The following is a 21,810-nucleotide window of genomic DNA, read 5'->3' on the forward strand; positions in this document are numbered from 1 at the left end:
GCAAACCAAGGGCAATTCAGCAAATCCCCGTAATCCGTGGCAGACACATGGTCCATTCCACCGCGCTGCGATCCCGGGCCTAAAACTTGCCGCCAACCCTGCGCAACACGCGACGATGACGGGCCACGCATCGGGGCAATGAACACGCGCAGACGGTGGGGCATGTCGCGTTAAGCCGCATGCATGCTATACACCGCAACTTATTGATTTCGCTTGCCAAAGTTGCGCAAAATCCGTAGCCACTTTGCGCGACCAGCCCTAGCTGAACATCGCCTCCAGATCGACGGTTGCGCGCGCATTCAGGTCCTGCCTGTGGCGCGACAAGAACCTGTCACAGGCCGCACGCCCCGCCTCTTTCAGGCTGTGCAACAAATACGGTGTGGGGGTCACTTTACTGGTCACCGAAAGCGTGTTCATCAGCGCATCATCAGCCACCATATGCAACAGCACATCCTTCATCTTGCCCCGCTCCATCCGGCCCTCGGCAATCAGGCGTTTGACAAACCCGATGGCGCGCAATTCCCGCAACAGCGATGAATTGAAGCTGATCTCATTCATGCGGTTCTGAATCTCCTGCGGGGTGCGCGGCAGGCTGTCACGCACCAAGGGGTTGATATTCACAATCAAGATATCATCGGGCAAATGCGGCTCGAACAAGGGAAACAACGCCGGATTGCCGGTATAGCCCCCATCCCAGAACGCCTCGGTCTGGCCAGTCTGCGGGTCCACGAATTCCACCGCCTGAAACAAGCTTGGCAAACACGCCGATGCCAGAATCACATCGCAAGACACCTCGTCACCGGAAAACACCCGTATCTTGCCACTGCGCACATTGGTCGCGGCAATATACAAGTCCGGCCCGTCATGGCTGCAAACCTGATCAAACCGCAGGGATTGCACAACAGCTTCCAGCGGGTTGCGATACAGTGGCCCATATTGGTAGGGGCTGGTCACCAGTGCCGCCATATCCATGGGTGACACAGGCATAAGGCTTTCCATCCAGGAATTGACCACCCCAATGGGCGGCAAGGCTTGCGCGATCCAGCCCGTCACGCGCAAATCATGCACCGCGCCCACCTGATGCCATATCTGGTCCAGCAGCGCGCGCGCGCCCGCGCGCCCCCCGTCCGCCATGCCCGCTTTCAGCGCAGCCGCATTCAGCGCCCCCGCTGATGTCCCCGAAATCGCGGCAATTTCCAGACCGTCATCTTGCAGCAGCCGGTCCAGCACACCCCATGTGAATGCACCATGCGCCCCCCCGCCCTGCAAGGCCAGATTGATCCGCTTTACCATCTCTCACCTTTCGGGGGATTGAACGCCCCAGCTTGCCCTTGGCCACAAACCCGCCGGTCATCCCCGACAGGCAGCCCGCCCAATCTGGCTTCATCTTGCCAAAAAATACTCATAAAACGCCTGATCACAAACCGGACATCACAGCGCAGTCCACCCCCCGTCAACCGAAATTGTGGTCCCCGTGATCTGGGCTGCGGCATCCGAACACAAAAACACCGTCGTTGCGCCAATCTGCTCCACCGTGGCGAATTCGCCGGACGGTTGACGCGCCAGCATGATTTCCTTGATCACGGTTTCGCGGTCCATGTTATGGGTTTTCATCTGGTCGGGGATCTGCTTTTCGACAATCGGCGTCAGCACATAGCCCGGACAAATGGCGTTGCACGTCACCCCCTTGCCGGCGGCTTCCAGCGCTGTGGTCTTGCTCAGGCCCACCACCCCGTGTTTTGCGGCAATATACGCCCCTTTATAGGGGCTGGCCGTCAACCCATGCGCCGAGGCAATATTGACCACCCGCCCCCACCCTTTGGCATACATCCCCGGCAATGCAGCGGCAGTGGTATGAAAGGCGGATGACAGGTTGATGGCGAGGATCGCGTCCCATTTGTCTACGGGAAATTCCTCAATCCGGGCGACATGCTGGATACCAGCGTTATTGACCAGAATATCGCATCCCCCCGCCTGTTCAATCAGGGCACGGCACTGGTCGGGCTTGGACATGTCGGCCTGAATATAGGTGACATGCGCGCCAGTGTCGCGCGCAATATCTGCCGCAATCTGGTGGTCCTCGGCAGTGTCCGAGAAGGAGTTGATCACCACCTCGGCCCCGGCCCGCGCCAATTCACGCGCAACCCCAAGCCCAATTCCCGAATTCGACCCGGTGACGATGGCGCGTTTTCGTGCAAGCTGCATGCGTCTTTCCTCTCGTATACTTTGCTGCTGTGCAGCATAAACAGAAAAAACGAAAACCCAACCAAAAGCTGTGCAGCCCTGTTGGCCATAAGATGCGCGGGCCAAAAAAAACGCCCGCACAAGGCGGGCGTCAGTCATTGAGGCAGGTTTCATACAGGCAAGAAACCTATCGAGCAGTGATGTATATATAGCCCCTGTGACCGCGTGTTCCAAGCTAAAAGTTTGAAAACTCTATCATCGAACTGTAGCGTATGGGGAAACCATGCCCTGTTATCCTTACCCCGGAGTCGCCAGAATGTTGTCATCCATCTGCCGCAACACAACTGCTGCCGCGCTTTTTGCACTGGTATGTGTCGTGCATACGCCCGCTTTCGGACAGGCCAGCCATGGCATAGCTATGTATGGTGACCCTGCCCTACCACCAGATTTTGAACATTTGCCCCATGTAAACCCCGACGCGCCCAAAGGCGGGCGCATCATTCAGGGCGAGGTGGGCGGCTTTGATTCGCTGAACCCGCATATCCTGAAAGGGCGCAGCCCGTGGCAATTGCAATATCTGGCCTATGAAAGCCTGATGGCCCGAAACTGGGACGAACCCTTCACAATATACGGGCTTCTGGCCGAATCGGTTGAAACCGATGACGCGCGCAGTTGGGTGGAATTCACCCTGCGCCCGCAGGCCGCGTTTTCGGACGGCACGCCCGTAACTGTGGAAGATGTGCTGTGGTCCTATGAAACCTTGGGCAGCGTGGGCCATCCCCGCTATCATGGCAGTTGGGCACGGGTGGCGCGCGCGGACATCACGGGCGAACGGTCCATCCGCTTCACCTTCACCGAACCCGACCGCGAATTGCCGCTGATCTTGGGCATGCGCCCGATCTTGCAAAAAGCGCAATGGGACGGGCTGGATTTTGCGCAATCAGGCACGTCGGTCATTCCCATCACGACGGCCCCCTATGTTATCGACCGCTTCGAGGCGGGGCGCTATGTCTACCTGAAGCGCAATCCCGATTATTGGGGAAATGACCTGCCCTTCATGCGCGGGCAGGCCAATCTTGATGAAATCCGCATGGAATTTTTTGGCGATGGCACGGCCCTGTTCGAAGCCTTCACCTCTGGCATGCTGAACACCATGCGCGAAACCAATGCCGCAGCGTGGAACACGCGCTATGATTTCCCTGCCGTGCAGGCTGGCGAGGTTGTGAAGTCGGAAATCCCGCATGGCCGCCCGTCCGGCATTGCAGGCTTTGTGATGAATGGCCGCAACCCCTTGTTTGCTGACTGGCGCGTGCGCGACGCAATGATTCATGCGTTCAATTTCGAATATATCAGCCAGGTTATCAACGGCTCCGAAGACCCGCGCATCACATCGTATTTTTCCAATTCCGTTCTGGGCATGCAGGATGGTCCGGCACAGGGGCGCGTGGCGGAATTTCTGGCGCCTTTTGCAGATGACCTGCTGCCCGGCACATTGGACGGCTACAGCCTGCCATCGTCTGATGGCAGTGTGGCAAACCGCGCGAATATGCGCGCTGCCACCAATCTGCTGGCACAGGCCGGATGGGACGCAGACAGCGCGGGCGTGTTGCGCAATGCCAATGGCGATCCTTTCCGCTTCACCATCCTGTTGCGTCAGGGGTCCAGCGAAGTGTTGGCGATTGCCGAAATCTATGCCGAATCCCTGTCGCGGTTGGGAATGGATGTGACCGTCGCGCAAATCGATTCCGCCCAATATACGGAGCGGACAAATGCATTTGATTTCGACATGACATATTACCTGCGCGGTCTGTCGCTGTCGCCGGGGGCCGAACAGCGCCTGTATTGGGGGTCCGATGCGGCCACCGCCGACGGGTCGCGCAACTGGATGGGGGTTCAAAGCCCCGCGATAGATGCCCTGATTGACCGGCTGGTGACATCTTCGGAGCAAGACGATTTCATCGCCAGCGCCCGCGCGCTGGACCGTGTGCTGACAGCGGGCCGGCATGTGGTGCCCTTCTGGTTCAACGACCGTGCCCGTATCGCGCATGCGCGCGAATTGCACTTTCCCGAACGCCTGCCCGTCTATGGTGACTGGATCGGCTTTCAACCTGATGTGTGGTGGTGGCAGGACTAACGCCTTGAGAGGTCTGGCGGCGCAAAACGGAACCCGCCTTGCAAGCGCCCGATGCCCAAAAGTGTTTCTGTCTGCCGCCGCGCGCGTGGCACCCGTGCTGTTCTGGCTTTGACTATCTATTAGGCTGGGGCGTGGTCAGAAAAGAGGGCTCATTGATCGGTCTGCTTGCGGTGCGTGACCCACACCGCAAGACGCGACTCAATGAGTCCTGAGCCTGGCTGCCCCCCCACAGGTGGTGAACGGGTGGAATTCACTGAGCGCCTTGGATCAGCTTGATGGCGCTGCGAAGCGCGACAGATGAACATCGTGATCAAGACATCTCATACCGGTCTGGCGGAAGATATAACCGCTTATTTTTGGGCCTTGATTTCGCCCGAACTTATTCGCGCCAAATAGCTGTTCAACTCGCGCTTTACGATCGGCATCAGGATGTAGAGCGCGACAATATTTACAACCGCCATCGCAAACAGTGCCGCATCTGAGAAATCGATCACAGCGTCAAGGCTGGATACGGCTCCGACCAAGATGAAGGCACAAAAGATCAGCTTGAAAGTCACCTCTTTCGATTTCCCCTCGCCGAACAGATATGTCCATGCTTTCATCCCATAATATGACCATGTGATCATTGTGGAAAAGGCAAAGAGAAAGACAGCCAAGGACAGCGCGTAGGGTGCCCAGCCAAAAGCAGACTCAAAAGCCGCCGACGTGATTGCAACACCCCCTGTTGCGCCGCTTGCCGTTGCAATGCGGCCAGCCTCGTCCAGAATATAGTGCCCTGTTTCAGCGTCTATCAGCAATTGCTGGGTAATGATGATAACCAGCGCCGTCATGGTGCAGATCACAACGGTATCTATACACGGCTCCAACAGCGCGACAAATCCCTCTGAAACAGGTTCTTTTGTGCGAACAGCGGAATGCGCGATAGCAGCAGACCCGATTCCTGCCTCATTCGAGAAGGCCGCGCGGCGGAACCCCTGAAGGATCGCGCCGACAATGCCGCCGATAATGCCTGTATCGGTAAACGCGCCACGGAATATTTCGCCAAATGCCCACAAGATATGGTCTGCATTCATCAGCAGGATCAGCATGCCAACCAGAAAATACCCAATCCCCATGAACGGCACAATTTTCTCTGTCACATGTGCGATGGATCTGATCCCGCCAATAATGACTGCAAAGACAGTGCCCGCCAACACCATTCCCGTAATCCATGTGGGTATGCCAAGGACGCCGTGCACCTGGATTGCCGCTTGATTGGCCTGAAACATATTCCCGCCCCCCAGTGCCCCAAGGACACAAAACACCGAAAATAAGCCCGCCATGAAACCGCCCAAAGGAAGGCCGCGTTCGGCAAAGCCTTTTTTGATGTAATACATCGGCCCACCAGAAACCGTGCCATCGGGGTATTCGTTGCGGTATTTCACGCCCAATGTGCATTCGGTGAATTTTGTGGCCATGCCCAAAAGGCCAGCAAGGATCATCCAGAATGTGGCCCCCGCCCCGCCGATGGAGACGGCAACGGCAACACCGGCAATATTGCCAAGCCCCACAGTGCCAGAAAGTGCCGTGGCCAGCGCCTGAAAATGGCTCACCTCGCCAGTATCTTTGGGATCAGAATAGCAGCCCCGCACAATCCGCAGCGCAAGCCCGAAGGCCCGAAACTGGATAAAACCGAAATAAAGCGTAAAGATGAATGCGCCTAAAACCAGCCAGCCTACGATCCACGGGACCGACGTGCCCGGCAGGTTTGCAAAAATTATATTTACAAACCATCCTGTGGCTGCGGCAAATATAGTGTCAACAGTCCGCTCAAACCCTGCCTGCGCAGGCGCTGGCAGACAGCAAAGGGCAAGAAGGGCAGAGCTGCCAAGGTTTTGTGGTGGTCGCGCGCAAGACATGTGTCACCCTAGGGCAAGCGTCCAAGAAATCAATGCGGCTTGGGCAATAGCGGTGCAGGGCATTGCAGGGTATACTTCAGCGCGCGCGCAGCGCAGCCTGAATGCGCAAGTATTCAGAAATATTCTCCAGATTGACCAGGCCGACCAGCACGCCCTTTTGCAAAATGCAAATCAGTTGCACATCCTCGCCATGTTGAAGCGTTTCCAGCAATGCTGCCAGATCAGAATCGGGCGCGGCGGTTACCGCTTTGGTCATGATGGTGTCAATAGGGCCATCAAGTCCGTGATCACGCAACCCACGCAAGATTGCCTTTTGCGTCACAACGCCCACCAACTGGCCGTGCTCAAGCACCGGAAAATCCTTCAATGTGCCAGCAAGCGTCAGATCCACTGCGCGCGACAGTGGCGCACCACGCGGCAGAACCTGAAACTGCGTGATCATGGCCCGCGATACGGGCTTGTGGTGCAGCTGTGTCTCAATCTCTGCGCCGCCTGCCTCTGCGGCAGCACCAATCCAGATGAATACCGCAATCAATATCAGGATCGGATTGCCAAACAGCCCAAGCAGTCCAAAGCCAAGTGCCAGGGCTTGCCCAATACCTGCTGCAATCTGTGTTGCGCGCAGCCGTTCCATGCGAAAGCAAAGCGCCGCCCGCAAGACCCGCCCGCCATCCATGGGAAATGCGGGGATCATGTTGAACACAGCCAGAAAGATATTGGCAAACAGCACGCTTTGCAGGAAATTTGCGGGCATAAGCGCAGGGGCCGTCATTTCGACATCTTCACCCATACTGCCGCCACCGCTAATCCCAAGGATCAGAAATAGCACAAACGCGATCACGATATTCACCGCAGGCCCCATCAGGGCGACGACAATTTCCTGCCGAGGATCTTTTGGCATACGCTCCAGCGTGGCAAGCCCGCCAATGGGCAGAAGCGTGATATACCGTGTGCCGATCCCATAGCGCCGCGCTGTCAGGGCATGCCCGTATTCATGCAACACCACGCATAAAAACAAAACGGCAATAAAGCTTAATCCGAACAATACACCGCCCGGTGTTCCTGTCTGCAACCAGTAAACGGCGCCGATCCATACGAATAGCAAAGGGAATGTCGCGTGCATAAACAGGTCAATTCCGGCAAACCGACCAATTTTCAAAGACCACCCAGACCATTGCATTTGCTGCCTCCAACCCGTTTGTTTTTGCCCGCCCAACACATCAGCATACTTGCGCAGCTCATCAAGCGCACCGGGATAGAACGTGCCTGCGTTCATTCGCATTCACGCGACCCCCTCTAACCTTATGGTGTCGCATGTCTTTTTGCCCAAAACCGGGCCCCACTTTTGCGCGACATGCCAGTGTATCAAAATACCCCCGGTTGCATATCCGCCGTTTCCAGTCTCATCGTCGCCGTTTCGCGCAGGATCACACTGCCGATGCATCAAGGACGGCGCGGGCCAGCCGTGCGGCTGTGACCGGCTTGGGGAGTATCGCTGCAAATTCTGGCGCCGGCGCGTCGCCCAGCGTGTCAGGCCGCGCGGTGACCAGCACCACAGGGACCGGCGGCGACAGTTTGCCAGCATGGCGGGCCAGCGCCCGGCCGTCCATACCCTCCATGTGCAGATCGGTCACCAATGCGGACCAGAGTCCGGGCGTCTCCGATAGTGCTTCGGCCGCCTCTTCGGGGTCGGCGACGGCAACGGCTACTGCTCCGGATGCCTCCAGCATGTCAGCCAAAACTTCGGCCACATCTACCAGATCGTCCACCACAAGCACATGCAGGCCACGCAACAGGTCTGCCGTCGGGCCGTTGGCCAGCCGCGCCGTGGCGTTGCGCACCTTCTGGCCTGCTTCGGCCCGCGCAGGCGCCGCGGCCGGCCAGGCCACAGTCATGGTGGTTCCCCGGCCCGGCGTGCTGTCCACCCACAGCGCCGCGTGGTTGGCTTGCAGGATGGTCGAGACGATCCGAAGCCCCAGCCCAGTGCCTGCCTTCCCCTTGGTGCTGAAGTTGGCCCGGAACATTCGTGGACGCACCTCGTTCGAGATGCCTGCGCCAGTATCTTTGATGGTGAAAAGCGACATGGGCACCCCGGCGGGCGCGAGGAAGCCGGCATCGGGGGGGCAAGATGGCGGGGAGGTTCCGGGCGGCAAGACGGCCAACGTCACCATCGAAGGTCGTTCCGGTGCGCCCGCATCGCAAGCATTGATGGCAAGGTTCACGACCACCTGGGCGACCTCGGTAGGGTTGGCCCATACCAGTGGTCCTGCCTCGGACAGTTCGACGCGCACGTCATGCCGCGCGATCCGCCGCTCGCCCAGCAGATCCACCGCGTTCCGAAGCAGCTTGCCCAGATCCTGCCTCTCGCGCGGCAACTCCGGGCGAACCAACCCGCCCAGTCCGGCGATCAACTCCTGCGCCATGTCGACAGAGCGGCGGATGCGTCCCAGACCGTCCTGAAGTCCCGGCTGCCCGGCGGCTTGCATCTCCAGCATCTCGGATGTGCCCGCCACCACCGCGATCAGGTTGTTGAGGTCATGCGCCACGCCCCCGGCGACCTGCGCCACCGTGTCGCGCTGCTGTGCGCGCTGCAGCTCCTCGCGCAGCTGCGCCTGCTCCTCCTGGGCCTGCGCCCGTGCAGTCATCTCGGCGGTGATGTCGAAGCTCACGCCCGACAGGGCCGTGGGTGCACCCTCTGTGTCGCGCTCACTGACGCCAGCATGCACTTGCAGCCATATCCATTCCCCCCTGCGAACCCTTCTGCGGTAGGTCAGGATCTGTCGCTCCACCGCACCGGCCTCCAGCTTGGCCACTGCGGCCCGCACCTGCGCCGCGTCCTCGGGATGAACCGTCAGGATCCATTCGTCACTGGGCATGTCGCGTTCGCCGGGCCGGTGACCGGCGAACGCGGCCCAGCGGGGGTCGAACGCTGACCGACGGGAAATCAGGTTGCGCCGCCAAGTATAGGCCCGCGCGGCCTCCAGCACCGTTGTCAATTTCTGTTCGGTGCGTTTGAGATCGTCGATATCGACGAGGATACCTTCCCAGATCACCGAACCGTCATCAAGTTCGCGCGGGACAGATTCGGCGCGAATCCACCGCGTTTCGCCGTTTGCTACGATGCGGGCCTCGACAGAAAAGGGCTGGCGTTTGGCTAAGGCTTCGGCATTGATCCTCAGCCAGTGCGGGCGATCCTCGGGATGCACGCGCGAAAAGCCGGTCACCGGGTCGCCTGCTGCCTCCTCGGGTGTCAGTTCCAGCATGTGTAGGAACTGCTTGCTGACGAAGGCGAACTCGGCCAGTTCCGCACCCGGCCGCAGCACCATGGTAAAGGCACCGGCGGGCATGTTCTCGGTCAGTGCGAAGGCCGTCTGCTCATTCTCGCGGCGCTCCGCCTCCAGTGCCGCCTCGGCCAGCCGCGTTGCCGTCAGGTCCTGAAAGGTAACAATCACCAGATCGCCCTGAAGCGCGAAACCGATCAGCACGTCACGCAACCGGCCTGCCTTATCGATGATTCTGTATTCTCCGGGTGGCGCAACCTTGCCTGTCGCCTGCCGCGTTGTGATCTCATCCCACCAGCGGGCCATAACCTTTCGGCGGTAGTCGGGGTCAGGATAGGCTTGCTCCGCCCAAGCGGCCACACTGGGCACATCCGCCAGCGCGTAACCAAAGGTGGCGGTGAAACTCGGATTGACGAAGCGCGCCGTAGCGCCCCCGCCCAACTCATGCACCACCATCGGGACAGGCAACGTACCAAGTAGCGCCCAAATATCCACATCTTGGCCAACGAAACCTTCGGGGCTAGCGACTGACAGGGGCGTCTGTCCTGAAGGCGGTTGGGTCACGACGTGGGCTTTCATTTGCGTTTGCAAAATTATTAAACCGTCCCCCGGAGAAGGGAAATGGCGAAACTCACTTTGGATAGCGCCCTCCGAAGCATTCTTGACACGACACATAGCAGGACCCCTCGTCAAAACGGCACGGCAATGTCGCATTCTGACGGCCCCTGACGGCGGCAAAGGCGCGGGAACGCACAAGCGCTGCACCCCCCACCAGCGCCACGGGCGGGGGGCGCCAGTGGACTTGCAGGGTTGCATACGCAAACAGGGGGATAGCCACTGTGACCGCCGATCGGGGCTATGACACGCGCCGGTGTCACAGCGCGGTCCCAATCAGTCCGACCAGATAGAAAGGTCGAGTCTGGCAGGAAGGCTGCCCGGCGTTGCGGACCTCGCCAAGATGAACCACATGTCATAGCGTTAATGGCGTCAGGGGACACCACGTCTTATGCGGGGGGATGCAATAATGCCGCTAGAACCCCCAAAAAATCAGAAAACTGTTCTACAACCGTCCACGATGTGACAGTCGGTGAAGATCATCCTTCGGTCAACAAATGACGCCACTCTCGATTGTTGGCATTGGCCGCGATGAAGCCGTTCCTTAGCCTCTTGTCAGTCAGTGGCATCTTCAATGTCGCATCACAGATCAAAATTCTACTGCTGTCAAAATCATCCGAAGATACGACCTTTGAACAAAGTATAGTAACAGCATTGGTATTCTTGCCTCTCAACGTCAGCAAGGTTTCCACACCGGCTTCTGTATCTTCAAACGCATCAAAATTAATTAGGACATGCGTGAATATATTTTCAACAGGTGAAGATGCTTCAGAACACCGGAGGCTTGGCGTAGACGCTATAAGATTAACTCCAATGCTCCGCAGATGTGTGCGCATTCTGTGCAGATCAAGTTCCGAGAACCCCACAAGCAATGCCTTCACGTCATCAAAAGAAGAATCATTCATGCGGCGGATAAACTCACCCCATAAATCATCTTCATTTCTATCTGTGTTTGCGCAATCAGTAAGTTCGCTTGACCGATTCAACCCATAAGCCCAGCCCAGGATTTTACTTATTTTCCCTATCTCTCTGGTGCTTTGCATTTCTTTTCTCTGACTTTTTCTGCACGGGCGCCTTGCGCCGATATTTGTGTCTATTGGCTTAAGATTGGCGGACCTGCATTATTCAAGAATAATTCGCTGTGACACTCAGCAGGTATATCAAACTTCTTACCGTTAGAAAAAAACCAACCTGATTATGTAGAACCACGCAAAAATGCCAAGAAAAACGCCCGGTAAAATCCACCAGCCGGACATGGATCTTGACTCAGCGCTGTGAACTTTTTTAGTTTCATCTAAGCGTGATGAATAGAAAACCGAAGACCCGCTTTTATTGTAGAACGCCCTATCTGAATCGCTGTGGCGTCGCACAAAATAAGGGTCTTTCTCTACTTTATGTTTTCCCACATGCGCATGAAAATTCGGCAATTTTCTTTTCCTTCAGATTTACCTTTGGATCGAGCATATCTAGCATGTCGACAAACGCATCGAGTCTGTTCCAGTATCCAGTTTCAAGTATATGTAGTATTTCCAGAATTGGAATTGCGACAACGGTAGAAGAAAATATCTTTAGAGATAATTCACTATACTTTGGCGCAACAGCCACCAAAAAAATGGGCATCAACGAGCGTCCCCCCCCTGACACAGGAGAATTTACCTATTTAATCCATACAGTTACACTGACGACATGAGCAAACGATCCCCCGCCCGTTATCGCAGGATGAACGGGTCCAGTTCGTGAACGATAGGGCGCCACTGGTTCGGGCCCGATAGCGAATGCATCGCAGAGTAGCGGATGTGGCTGTCTACTCGTGTGGGTCTAAAAATATGAATTAAAGAAATATATTATTCGTTCAAGGAATTGCACAAGAACGCCCTACACAGCGGCCAGTTCCTGTACACAGGTCTAAATTATTCCGTGCTTCAGCGCAGCGACAACCGCCTGTGTTCTGTTTCGGACATCGAGTTTTCGACAGATGGACTTGACATCCAGCTTGACAATGACCTCATCCAAACCCAATTCGCGGCCGATCTCCTTATTTTGCAACCCTTCACACAGCAACGCAAGAACGCGCTGCTCTCGGGGTTTCAAGGCGAATCCGCTGCCACTTTCCTCATTGGACCGCATCATGAATTCCGATGGCAAGTATATTTCACCATCAGCGATCAGCCGAATTGCATGACCAAGCACTTTCAGCGGCAATGTCTTGGGGATGAAACCGTTCGCCCCCTTTTCCAAAGCCAGTTGCACGATCGTCCGACCCGCCACCCCCGAAAACAGGGCAACGCGCCCCCCATTCGCTTTGATAACGCGCTGTAGCCCTTCCAATGCGTCCATTCCGGGCAAATCGTAATCGAGCAAAACGACGTCATATCCTGCAGCCCTCTCAATGGCTTCGACCGCCGAGCAGATATCCTTCGCGGAATCGATAGAAAAATTATTGTCCAAACAAAGAGCCTGAACAAGCGTTTCCGTAAGCAACGTATGATCATCCACAATCAGCATTCGTATAGATATTCGGTCACCCGAATATTGTTCTCGCACTGTGGTCTGGTACTGCAGGTTCATTTTAATCTCGATGTTTTCTTATTGTTAAGCAGTTTATCCTTTGTATAGTTTGACTGGGCAGGCACATCTTTCAACTGCCCATATGGGTAATATCCATCTCTTTTGGGGGATCAAAACTACGGAACGGCTTTGCAACCAAACAAGACGGGTCATCGCTGCCGTTCACGGCGGCGACGATCCAAGCGCGAGTGTTGTCTGATCAGCGGCTGCACTTTCCTGCTGAAGCAAAACAGGCTGGCGACGTCAAGCGACTGTGCCGATATCTCGCGGCTCAGGCTTGACGCGCTTGACCGGTCCGAGGATGGCATTCTCGCTGATCATGCCACTTGCCGCGCTGCGTTTCACGAACACCAGACGCTAAAGCATGTCGCGCAAAACTGCGCCCGGTTTTGCAAGAACGAGACGCGATAACATACGGTTAGCGTGAATGCGAATGAGCGGAACGCGCTTTCGACAAGGCGGAACGAATGTTGCGATCGTGTTCCAGTTCTGATCCTTATGAGTGCCATTGCAAAGTGTTTTTCGAACCAGCGCTGTGCCGCATTGCTTATCCGTTCTTCTTACAGCGGCCCGCCATTAACCTTTCACAAGGCTTTTCATCAGTTCATGCTTGATTGCTGCGCTTGCTGCCTGAACCTTGGCGCTGCGGTGCAAATCAACATGCGTGACCAGCCATATGGGAGCAGACCAGTCGGAGTGCGGGGGGATCACCTGAACCAGGTCATCCGGCGCAAGCGCCGGTGTCAGAAAACCCAACCCCATTCCCGCGCGCGTGGCCAGCACGCGCACGCTGGAACTGTTGCTGCGCAATGCGACCTTATGGCCTGCCTGCCGCAACCATATATCGAACGGCGCACGCACATGCGCAGCATCTGCTGCAATGAATTTATGCGCGCCCAGATCGTCCAGCCCGGACGGGGTGCCATGCTGGTCAAGATAGCATTGCGCGCCATACAGCCCGAACGGCAATGCCCCCAAAGCCTGCACCACGTTGTCAGGTTCCTGCGGGCGTGCACCTGCGCGAATGGCAAGATGCGCTTCGCCATATTCAAGCTGCAACACACGTTCTTCTGTTCGCAGGCAGGGGCTTAGCGCCGGATGTTCCAGCGTCAGCGCCTGAATGGCAGGCATCAGCAGATGGCATAATTCAGGGACAGTGGTAATGACCAGATCCCCGCCAATACCATCTTGCAGCCCATGCAGCCGCGCGGCCAGCGCGTCAAAATTCTGTTCGGCCCCGCCTGCGACTTCGGCCAGGGCCTGCCCGGCTTCGGTCGGGGAATAGCCCTTGGCGTGTCGCTGGAACAGTTTGACGCCAAGCCGGTCTTCCAACGCATCGATATGGCGTATCACAGTGGCGTGATGCACCCCCAGCGCATGGGCCGCGCCGCTAACGGTGCCTGCACGCGCGACATGCAGCGCGGTGCGCAATTCATCCCATGGGGCAAGGCTCATGAAGGGCACCTCCGTTTGGACCGGTCAAGACAGGATGGGCGGTTGTGCGCTGCGGTGTCAAGCAATGTCACGCCACGCGCATAAGTGTTCCGTATTCGGCCTGCGCTGCGACCAGATCGGCGCCATCGGGGGCGGATCGCAACGCCAGTGCATGATTGGCGCGGTCCTGCGCGGCAGCGGTCAGGGGGGGACAGGCATCTGCAAGGGCGTGCATTTCGTCCAGATTGCCGTTGCAATGCAGCACAATATCACACCCTGCCCCCAAGGCCGCCTGCGCGCGCGCGGCAACTGGCCCATCAAGCGCCTGCATGGAAATATCATCACTCATCAACAGGCCGGAAAACCCGATTTCACTGCGGATCAGCTCAATCATGCGCCGCGATGTGGTGGCGGGAAAATCGGGGTCGATGTCGGAAAACACCAGATGCGCACTCATCCCCATGGGCAGATCGGCCAGCGCGCGGAAGGCCGCGAAATCCGTGCGGTTCAGTTCCTGCAGGGGGGTGTCGACCACAGGAAGCGCCAGATGGCTGTCCATATCCGCGCGGCCATGGCCGGGAATATGCTTCAGCACTGGCAACACACCGCCCGCCAACAGCCCGTTGGCCATGGCGCGCGCGCAGGCAACCACAATATCCACATCCAGCCCATAGCAGCGGTTGCGCAAAATCGCATGTGTCTGAGCGCAGGCAATATCAGCAAGGGGCGCGCAATTCACATCAATGCCAGCGGCGTGCAATTCCGCCGCAATCAGACGCCCGCGCAGATACATGGCGCGCGCGGGGGCCGTGCTGTGCAGGCTTTGGTCAAGGGCGGGCAGCCAGTCACGCCAATGCGGCGCGCGCATGCGTTGAACGCGCCCGCCTTCCTGATCAATCAAGATGGGAATATCGCGCCCCAGAACGTCGCGCCATTGCGATGTCAACGCGACAAGCTGGGCGGGCGTTTCAATATTGCGCGCAAACAGGATCGCGCCCCATGGCTGCGCGCGCGCAAGAAAACGCTGTTCCTGCGCATCAAGGCGCGTCCCTGCGCAGCCGAAAATAACCGCGCGCGGGGCTTGCGTCATCGCACAAGAACCGGGATGCAGTCGATGTTCTGCGCCACAAGGGCCGAACAGAAGCGCCGTGCATCGCGTTCATCCTCGAACCCGTGGGCGCGCAGGCGGTAGAACACCGACCCCCCGCTATGGGCGGCTTCGATCACGCGGCCCCGGTCATCCAGCAAGGGCGAAAAACGGCGCGCAAGCTGGTCCCATGCCGCGCGTGCGGCAGGCGCGTCATCATAAGCCCCAAGCTGCACAAGGCGCGTTCCCGGACCGATGCTGGCGGGGTCCACATCCAGCCCGCGCGGCGAAGACAGGCCCGCCGCCACCGAACTGGCCACTGAGGCGGCAATCGCATCCGCATCGGAACTGGAGGACACTGTGGGCGGCGCATTCTGGACCGCTGGCGCAGCGCGCGCCACCTGCACATCCTGCCCGCGGGCAGGCGGGCGGGGCGATCTGGATACGGCCAGCCGGTTCGGGGTCACAAAACCCAGCGGCGGCCCGCTGACTTCGGGCATGTCGCGCTGCAGGGCCACCGGCAGGGGGGTGGTATCTGCGCCAAAGGCGGGAAGCGGGGGCTGTATCTGGTCTGCCGGTCTTGGGTTCAGATCATTTTCACCAAGCCCTGTTGGCGGCGGCGCTAGCACGATAGAGTCGCTTCCTGTTGCCTCGGCGGCAGCGGCAAGTTCGTTTATTGCAAGCCCCTGAAACGCCGCCTGACGTCCGCCGGGGTTTTCAGGTGCCACGCGCGCAGGCCCTTCCAGCGCGCGCACGACCGGAACACCGGACACGTCGCGTTGCATCATCTGCCATGTCCAGATGCCCGCCGACACCACAAGCGCAAGCGATGTCACGGCCCCAAGCGCATGCATGACCGCATTGGGCCGCATTTTCTGATTGCGCAAGTCCCCATTCGCCCCGCCCCCCCCAGCAAAGGGTTGCGCCTGACCGGCAGCGCGCGCCGCATGCGGGTGCGGCGCGGCCTGATACGGCGCATACCCTTGATGTGGCTGGCGATAGGCAGCTGCGTGATGATGATAATCAGGATCAGGCGCATAGTGCCCCGCCTGTGGTGGATAGGGCGGCACGGGCGCGTAGGCGGGGTCATGAACCGCCGGTTGGTCGGGCGTGTAAGGGGGCTGCGCAACATAAGGGTCATATGGCGCATGCGCGAAAGCGTCATCGCCATAGGCGTAATCGGGCCGCCCCTGCGAATCAACACGCGGTTGCCTGCCTGTCACCGGCACATGGCCGTGGGCATTATCTGCGGGGAAATACCTGCTCTCACCCATAAATTGCCTCTCTCATATGCGGGCACACAAAATAATGCGCCCGAACACATGCTTTTCGTCATCTGGCAAGAGGCCTGCTCGACATTGCCGTTGCTTGGCGCGCGTTTCGCACCTATTTTATTTTATAGCCCGGGCAGCGCGACGCGCCCTGCCCGTTGGTCAATCCGTAAACCGGCGCTGTGCGTTCTAGCGCATCTCTGTAACCGGCGTGACCCCCAAGATAGCAAGACCGGCGGAAATAACAACGCCTGTCCCGCGCGCAAGTGCAATTTTGGCCGAAGTTGTGGCAAGATCGCCCTCTTGGACAAAACGCAGCGCAGGGGTGTCGTTGCCGCGGTTCCACAAGCCATGGAATTCAGCCGCCAATTCCGACAGATAGGCCGAAATGCGGTGCGGTTCTTGTGTGCGCGCCGCCAGTTCGACAATGCGCGGCCATTCCGCCAGCTTGCGCATCAGCGCCAGTTCGGCGGGATCATCCAGTGCCGACAGCGCAGCCCCTGCAAGTGCCATGTCATCTGTGGCAACGCCCATATCCGCCGCCTTGCGCAACACAGAACATATACGTGCATGGGCATATTGCACATAAAACACCGGATTGTCGCGCGACTGTTCCAGCACCTTGTCAAAATCGAAATCCAGCGTGGCGTCATTCTTGCGCGTCAGCATCACAAAACGGGTGACATCCGCGCCCACCTCATCGACCACATCGCGCAGCGTCACAAACGTGCCCGCGCGTTTGGACATTTTGAACGGTTCGCCATTCTTGAACAGCTTTACCAACTGGATCAGCTTGACCTCCAGCGGGACCTTACCACCCGACAGCGCCGACACAGCCGCCTTCATGCGCTTGACATAGCCGCCATGATCGGCACCAAAAATGTCGATCAGCATATCAAACCCACGGTCTATCTTGTTGGAGTGATAGGCAATATCGGGGGCAAAATATGTCCAGCTTCCGTCCGATTTCATGATCGGGCGGTCCACATCGTCACCGTGTTGCGTGGACCGGAACAGCGTTTGCTCGCGCGGTTCCCAATCTTCGGGGGTTTTGCCCTTCGGTGGTTCCAGCACGCCTTCATAGATCAGGCCCTGCGCCTTCAGCTTGGCAATGGCAGTTTCAATCTGGCCAGTGCCATACAACGCCTTTTCGGACGAATACACATCCATCCGCACCCCAAGCGCGGCCAGATCCGCACGGATCATGCCCATCATGCGGTCCGTGGCGAAATTGCGCACAGTTTCCAGCCAGACGGATTCCGGCTGGTCAAGGAATGTGTCGCCGAATTCTTCCTTCAGCGCCTCGCCCACCTCGATCAGGTATTCGCCCGGATACAGCCCTTCGGCAATTTCGGGCGACAGGCCGTGCGCTTCGCGGTAGCGTTCAAATGCCGAGCGCGCCAGAACATCGACCTGCGCGCCGCCATCGTTGATGTAGTATTCGCGCGTCACATCATAGCCCGCGAAGGCCAGCAGGTTGCACAGCGCGTCGCCCACCACGGCCCCACGCGTATGGCCCACATGCATGGGTCCAGTGGGGTTGGCGGACACGAATTCAACATTGACCCGCGCCCCCTGCCCCATATCGGACCGTCCGAACCCCTGCCCGCGCGCCAGCGCAGTTGCCACGACACCTTGCCATAAGGCAGATGACAGGCGCAGGTTCAAAAAGCCCGGTCCGGCAACATCAGCGCTGTCAATACGGGCATCTGCGGTCAGCGCCGCGGCCAGCGCATCGGCAATCTCGCGTGGTTTCAATCCGGCAGGTTTGGCCAGCACCATCGCAGCATTTGTGGCCATATCGCCATGTGCGGGGTCGCGCGGGGGTTCAACTGCGACATTGCTGAAATCAAGCCCTTGCGGCAACGCACCATCAGCGACCATGGCCTGCAAACAGTCCAGCACCAGCGCACGAATATCGGAAAACAGGTTCATCTTGTCCGTCCTTGTTGCTGTTCTTGCCCTACGCCGCAGGCGCGCGGGCGTCAATGCCCGCCAAACCCTTGCGTTGCAGGGTTTGGCCTGTATGGTTGCGCTAACGCATTTGGAAGAAGGGACAAACCATGCGCTGGGGAATACTGGGGGCGGCCAAGATCGCCCGAACCGATGTCGCGCCTGCCATCCAACTGGCGAAGGACGCGGAACTGGTGGCCATGGCCACGCGCGATGCGGCACGCGCCGCGCCGTTTGTGGAACTGGTGCCGGGATTGCGCGTGCATGACAGCTATGATGCGCTGCTGGCCGACCCTGATATTGATGCGGTCTATATTCCGCTGCCCAATCACCTGCATGTCGAATGGTCACACAAGGCCGCGCGGGCAGGCAAGCATGTCCTGTGTGAAAAACCCATCGCGCTGCATGCCGACGACATAAACCAGTTGATTGCCACGCGTGACACCACTGGCAAACTGATTGCCGAAGCGTTCATGATTGCCCATCACCCCCAATGGGCGCTGGCGCGGGATTTGCTGGCGCAGGGCGCAATTGGCAAGCTGGAACATGTTGACGGCTGCTTCACCTATACCAACCGCGACCTGAGCAATATTCGCCACAGCGCCATGATGGGCGGCGGCGGGGTGCGGGATGTGGGGGTTTACCCCTGTATTGCGACGCGCATGACCACTGGCATGGAACCGGACCGGCTGCGCGCCGAGCTGCGCACACAGAACGGGGTTGATATTTTTGCGCGGGTCTGGGCGGATTTTGCGGATTTCACCCTGTCCTTTTATTGTGGCATGATGCAGGCGCGACGCCAGCAAATGGTGTTTCACGGGCAAGATGGCTGGATCGCGCTGAATGCGCCGTTCAACGGGCCAGGTTATGGCGATTGCCGGGTGGACTGGTGCGATGCTGACGGGCGTGTGACCACACAGCATTTCAACGCCGTCAACCAATATGCGCTGATGATCGAAGCTTTTGGCACATCGGTAAGGACGGGCGCAGGGTTTGCCTGCCCGCTGGAAATGTCCCATGGCAATCAGGTGATGATCGATGCGATCTTTGACGCGGCGCTGCAGCGCATGTAGCTGCGCGTCTCAGATGCGCACGCCTTCGCGCCCGGCAAGATCAGTGAAGAACTGCCAGGCCACACGGCCCGACCGGCTGCCGCGTGTGGCCTGCCACTCAATCGCCTCGGCGCGCAGGCGCGCGGGGTCGATCTGCAGGCCGTAGGTGGCGCAATAGCCCTGAATCATGGCCAGATATTCGTCCTGATCGCAGGGATGAAACCCAAGCCACAGTCCGAAACGGTCTGACAGCGACACTTTTTCTTCCACGGCCTCGGACGGGGAAATCGCGCTGGAGCGTTCGTTTTCAATCATGTCGCGCGGCATCAGGTGGCGGCGGTTGGATGTGGCATATAACACCACATTGTCGGGCCGTCCTTCCAGCCCGCCATCCAGAACCGCCTTGAGCGATTTGTAATGCTGGTCATCATGGCTGAAGGACAGATCATCACAAAACAGGATGAATCGCGCCTGCGCCTTGCGCAAATGCGCCATCAACCGCCCGATAGACGGCAAATCCTCGCGCTGGATTTCGACCAGTTTCAGCGCCGATTGCGGGACTTGCTGCGCTACACTGGCATGCACAGCCTTGACCAGCGACGATTTGCCCATCCCGCGCGCGCCCCATAACAGTGCGTTATTGGCGGGCAGGCCACGGGCGAATTGAAGCGTGTTGGCCAAAAGCGTGTCGCGCGAGCGGTTTATGCCCACCAGCAACTCCAGCGCCACCCGGTTGACCTGTGCCACCGGCTGCACACGGTCAGGGGTGACATGCCACACAAACGCATCGGCCATGTCAAAATCGGGGGCAGCATCGGCCGGGGGGGCCACCCGTTCCAGCGCGTCGGCAATACGCGACAGGCTTGCAGAAATGTCCGTGTCGGGTAAATCCGCATCTGCCTTGTCAGATGGCAACACGAAAGGCGGCAGTGTCATTTCTCGTCTTCCATCTCGTCGGCGAAAATCTCGTCATCTTCATCCAGCAACCCTTCGCGGCGCAATTGTTCATTGCGCTTGCGTTCCACCCGCGCCACCAGAAAGATTGACACTTCATACAGGCCATAGACCACCGCAAACAAGATGATCTGGGTAATCACATCCGGGGGGGTGACCAGCGCGGCCAGCGTCAGAATACCCACCATCGCCCATTTGCGCCCTGCCCGCAGCCCGGCTTGCGACACCAGCCCCGCCTTGCCCATCAATGTCAGCAAGACCGGCAACTGAAAACACAGGCCAAAGGCCACGATGAACTTGATTGTCAGGTTCAGATATTCCTGCGCAGACCCCTGAAACACCACAGACAAGGGCGCCGCCGCCTGCCCGCCATCCAGTGCCTCGCCCGTTGCGCCGAATTGCTGGAACCCAAGGAAGAAATTATAGGCCAGCGGCGTGACAACATAAAACGCGAATGACGCGCCCAGCAAGAACATGAACGGCGACGCCACCAGAAAGGGCAGAAAGGCCCCCTTCTCGGAGCGATACAACCCCGGTGCCACAAACCGCCACATCTGCGTTGCAATGACAGGAAAGGCCAGCATGAAGCCGCCCAGGACCGCAACCTTGACCGCCACAAAAAACCCTTCCTGCGGGCTGATGAAAATAAGGTCGCAATTCTGCCCACGATCGGCCAGCGCCGAACATAGCGGCGCAGTCAGGAAGTTGAAAATTGGTGTGGCAACTGCAAAACACGCTGTCATGGCCACCACGAAGGCAAGCACGGATTTGATAAGCCGCGACCGCAATTCCGCCAGATGTTCAATCAGGGGCGCGCTCTTGTCTTCTATCTCATCCTTGGCGGGGGATTTTGTCATGTTATGTCATGCTCTTGCGCGGCGGCCCTATACTTTGGACGCGGTGTCATCTTCTGGGGCGGCGGTATCGGGGGCGGTGGTCTGGGCGCGGTTGCGGCGGTCTTGGTGCTGGTCTGCGGCGATCTGGCTATTTCCGTCCATATCATTGGCGGTGTCTGGCGCGCTTGCGGGTTTGGGCGTGCCTTTGGCGGGGGCGTCAGACTCCAGCGGGTCCCAGTTTTTCATCTTGTTCAGCTCATCCAAGCCCATAGTCTTGGGGTCGGTCATTCCGCGCAGGTCGCGCGCCATATCCTTGACGCCGCTTTCATCTGCGGCGTCATCCATCGCGCGCTGAAACTCGCGCGCCATGTTGCGCGCCTTGGCCGTGAACTGACCAAGGGTGCGGAACATTTTGGGCAAGTCCTTGGGACCGACGACAATCAGCGCCACAACGCCAATCACCAGAAGTTCTGTCCAGCCTATATCCAGCATAAAACACCCCCTGCACGCCTGCTAGTCAGGCAATGCGCATCCCTGCTTGCG

At 58.4% G+C, this 21,810-nt stretch carries 16 protein-coding genes; 2 read left to right on the forward strand and 14 right to left on the reverse strand.

The window, feature by feature from the left end; translation table 11 throughout:
* Window positions 1-258: 258 nt before the first annotated feature.
* Window positions 259-1,293, reverse strand: a complete 1,035-nt coding sequence (locus ACTZWY_RS08395) for a patatin-like phospholipase family protein (protein WP_444790245.1) — start codon at window positions 1,291-1,293, stop codon at window positions 259-261.
* A 138-nt stretch (window positions 1,294-1,431) separates the two neighbouring features.
* On the reverse strand, window positions 1,432-2,205 hold the full coding sequence (locus ACTZWY_RS08400; RefSeq protein ID WP_444790246.1) for a 3-hydroxybutyrate dehydrogenase: 774 nt from the start codon (window positions 2,203-2,205) through the stop codon (window positions 1,432-1,434).
* Between the two features lie 295 nt (window positions 2,206-2,500).
* Here ACTZWY_RS08400 and ACTZWY_RS08405 point away from each other — a divergent pair, with 295 nt between their 5' ends.
* The gene (locus ACTZWY_RS08405) at window positions 2,501-4,318 is read left to right on the forward strand and encodes an extracellular solute-binding protein (RefSeq protein WP_444790247.1); all 1,818 of its coding nucleotides are present in this window, start codon (window positions 2,501-2,503) and stop codon (window positions 4,316-4,318) included.
* A gap of 350 nt (window positions 4,319-4,668) precedes the next feature.
* Here ACTZWY_RS08405 and ACTZWY_RS08410 read toward each other — a convergent pair whose 3' ends face one another.
* The 9 genes from ACTZWY_RS08410 to argS all read right to left on the reverse strand — a co-directional run bounded on the left by ACTZWY_RS08410 (window position 4,669) and on the right by argS (window position 18,407).
* On the reverse strand, window positions 4,669-6,216 hold the full coding sequence (locus ACTZWY_RS08410) for an alanine/glycine:cation symporter family protein (RefSeq protein ID WP_444790248.1): 1,548 nt from the start codon (window positions 6,214-6,216) through the stop codon (window positions 4,669-4,671).
* 76 nt (window positions 6,217-6,292) lie between these two features.
* Window positions 6,293-7,498: a site-2 protease family protein gene (locus ACTZWY_RS08415; protein WP_444790249.1), complete on the reverse strand. Its 1,206-nt coding sequence runs from the start codon at window positions 7,496-7,498 to the stop codon at window positions 6,293-6,295.
* 145 nt (window positions 7,499-7,643) lie between these two features.
* Window positions 7,644-9,953, reverse strand: a complete 2,310-nt coding sequence (locus tag ACTZWY_RS08420; RefSeq protein ID WP_444790250.1) for a PAS domain-containing protein — start codon at window positions 9,951-9,953, stop codon at window positions 7,644-7,646.
* 638 nt (window positions 9,954-10,591) lie between these two features.
* Window positions 10,592-11,155, reverse strand: coding sequence for a hypothetical protein (locus ACTZWY_RS08425; RefSeq protein WP_444790251.1), 564 nt, complete (start codon window positions 11,153-11,155; stop codon window positions 10,592-10,594).
* An 862-nt stretch (window positions 11,156-12,017) separates the two neighbouring features.
* Window positions 12,018-12,617, reverse strand: coding sequence for a response regulator (locus tag ACTZWY_RS08430; protein WP_444790252.1), 600 nt, complete (start codon window positions 12,615-12,617; stop codon window positions 12,018-12,020).
* Window positions 12,618-13,256: 639 nt separating this feature from the next.
* The gene (locus ACTZWY_RS08435) at window positions 13,257-14,135 is read right to left on the reverse strand and encodes a LysR family transcriptional regulator (protein WP_444790253.1); all 879 of its coding nucleotides are present in this window, start codon (window positions 14,133-14,135) and stop codon (window positions 13,257-13,259) included.
* A 67-nt stretch (window positions 14,136-14,202) separates the two neighbouring features.
* Window positions 14,203-15,204, reverse strand: coding sequence for a beta-N-acetylhexosaminidase (gene nagZ / locus ACTZWY_RS08440; RefSeq protein ID WP_444790254.1), 1,002 nt, complete (start codon window positions 15,202-15,204; stop codon window positions 14,203-14,205).
* The gene (locus ACTZWY_RS08445) at window positions 15,201-16,475 is read right to left on the reverse strand and encodes an SPOR domain-containing protein (RefSeq protein ID WP_444790255.1); all 1,275 of its coding nucleotides are present in this window, start codon (window positions 16,473-16,475) and stop codon (window positions 15,201-15,203) included. Before ACTZWY_RS08445 ends, nagZ begins: the two co-directional genes overlap by 4 nt.
* Window positions 16,476-16,661: 186 nt before the next feature.
* Window positions 16,662-18,407: an arginine--tRNA ligase gene (gene argS, locus ACTZWY_RS08450; protein WP_444790256.1), complete on the reverse strand. Its 1,746-nt coding sequence runs from the start codon at window positions 18,405-18,407 to the stop codon at window positions 16,662-16,664.
* A 128-nt stretch (window positions 18,408-18,535) separates the two neighbouring features.
* On the opposite strand from argS, the gene ACTZWY_RS08455 reads away from it, so the two are divergent.
* Window positions 18,536-19,498, forward strand: a complete 963-nt coding sequence (locus ACTZWY_RS08455; RefSeq protein WP_444790257.1) for a Gfo/Idh/MocA family protein — start codon at window positions 18,536-18,538, stop codon at window positions 19,496-19,498.
* A gap of 9 nt (window positions 19,499-19,507) precedes the next feature.
* Here the strand turns inward: ACTZWY_RS08455 and ACTZWY_RS08460 are convergent, their stop codons facing one another.
* The 3 genes from ACTZWY_RS08460 to tatB are packed head-to-tail and all read right to left on the reverse strand — an operon-like array spanning window position 19,508 to window position 21,759.
* On the reverse strand, window positions 19,508-20,350 hold the full coding sequence (locus ACTZWY_RS08460; protein ID WP_444790311.1) for an ATP-binding protein: 843 nt from the start codon (window positions 20,348-20,350) through the stop codon (window positions 19,508-19,510).
* A 59-nt stretch (window positions 20,351-20,409) separates the two neighbouring features.
* Complete coding sequence (gene tatC, locus ACTZWY_RS08465; RefSeq protein ID WP_444790258.1) at window positions 20,410-21,288, reverse strand: twin-arginine translocase subunit TatC; 879 nt, start codon at window positions 21,286-21,288, stop codon at window positions 20,410-20,412.
* 27 nt (window positions 21,289-21,315) lie between these two features.
* Window positions 21,316-21,759 carry a Sec-independent protein translocase protein TatB gene (tatB, locus tag ACTZWY_RS08470; protein WP_444790259.1) on the reverse strand — a complete coding sequence of 148 codons (444 nt, stop codon included), beginning with the start codon at window positions 21,757-21,759 and terminating at the stop codon, window positions 21,316-21,318.
* Window positions 21,760-21,810: the final 51 nt, after the last annotated feature.

The sequence above is a fragment of the Roseinatronobacter sp. NSM genome (assembly GCF_052379845.1).
Lineage (GTDB): Bacteria > Pseudomonadota > Alphaproteobacteria > Rhodobacterales > Rhodobacteraceae > Roseinatronobacter.

Coding starts and splice junctions, on each gene's coding strand:
- ACTZWY_RS08395 (WP_444790245.1), bottom strand. CDS start 1,293: ATGGTAAAGCGGATCAATCTGGCCTTGCAGGGCGGGGGGGCGCATGGT.
- ACTZWY_RS08400 (WP_444790246.1), bottom strand. CDS start 2,205: ATGCAGCTTGCACGAAAACGCGCCATCGTCACCGGGTCGAATTCGGGA.
- ACTZWY_RS08405 (WP_444790247.1), top strand. CDS start 2,501: ATGTTGTCATCCATCTGCCGCAACACAACTGCTGCCGCGCTTTTTGCA.
- ACTZWY_RS08410 (WP_444790248.1), bottom strand. CDS start 6,216: ATGTCTTGCGCGCGACCACCACAAAACCTTGGCAGCTCTGCCCTTCTT.
- ACTZWY_RS08415 (WP_444790249.1), bottom strand. CDS start 7,498: ATGCGAATGAACGCAGGCACGTTCTATCCCGGTGCGCTTGATGAGCTG.
- ACTZWY_RS08420 (WP_444790250.1), bottom strand. CDS start 9,953: ATGGTGGTGCATGAGTTGGGCGGGGGCGCTACGGCGCGCTTCGTCAAT.
- ACTZWY_RS08425 (WP_444790251.1), bottom strand. CDS start 11,155: ATGCAAAGCACCAGAGAGATAGGGAAAATAAGTAAAATCCTGGGCTGG.
- ACTZWY_RS08430 (WP_444790252.1), bottom strand. CDS start 12,617: ATGCTGATTGTGGATGATCATACGTTGCTTACGGAAACGCTTGTTCAG.
- ACTZWY_RS08435 (WP_444790253.1), bottom strand. CDS start 14,135: ATGAGCCTTGCCCCATGGGATGAATTGCGCACCGCGCTGCATGTCGCG.
- nagZ (WP_444790254.1), bottom strand. CDS start 15,204: ATGACGCAAGCCCCGCGCGCGGTTATTTTCGGCTGCGCAGGGACGCGC.
- ACTZWY_RS08445 (WP_444790255.1), bottom strand. CDS start 16,475: ATGGGTGAGAGCAGGTATTTCCCCGCAGATAATGCCCACGGCCATGTG.
- argS (WP_444790256.1), bottom strand. CDS start 18,407: ATGAACCTGTTTTCCGATATTCGTGCGCTGGTGCTGGACTGTTTGCAG.
- ACTZWY_RS08455 (WP_444790257.1), top strand. CDS start 18,536: ATGCGCTGGGGAATACTGGGGGCGGCCAAGATCGCCCGAACCGATGTC.
- tatC (WP_444790258.1), bottom strand. CDS start 21,288: ATGACAAAATCCCCCGCCAAGGATGAGATAGAAGACAAGAGCGCGCCC.
- tatB (WP_444790259.1), bottom strand. CDS start 21,759: ATGCTGGATATAGGCTGGACAGAACTTCTGGTGATTGGCGTTGTGGCG.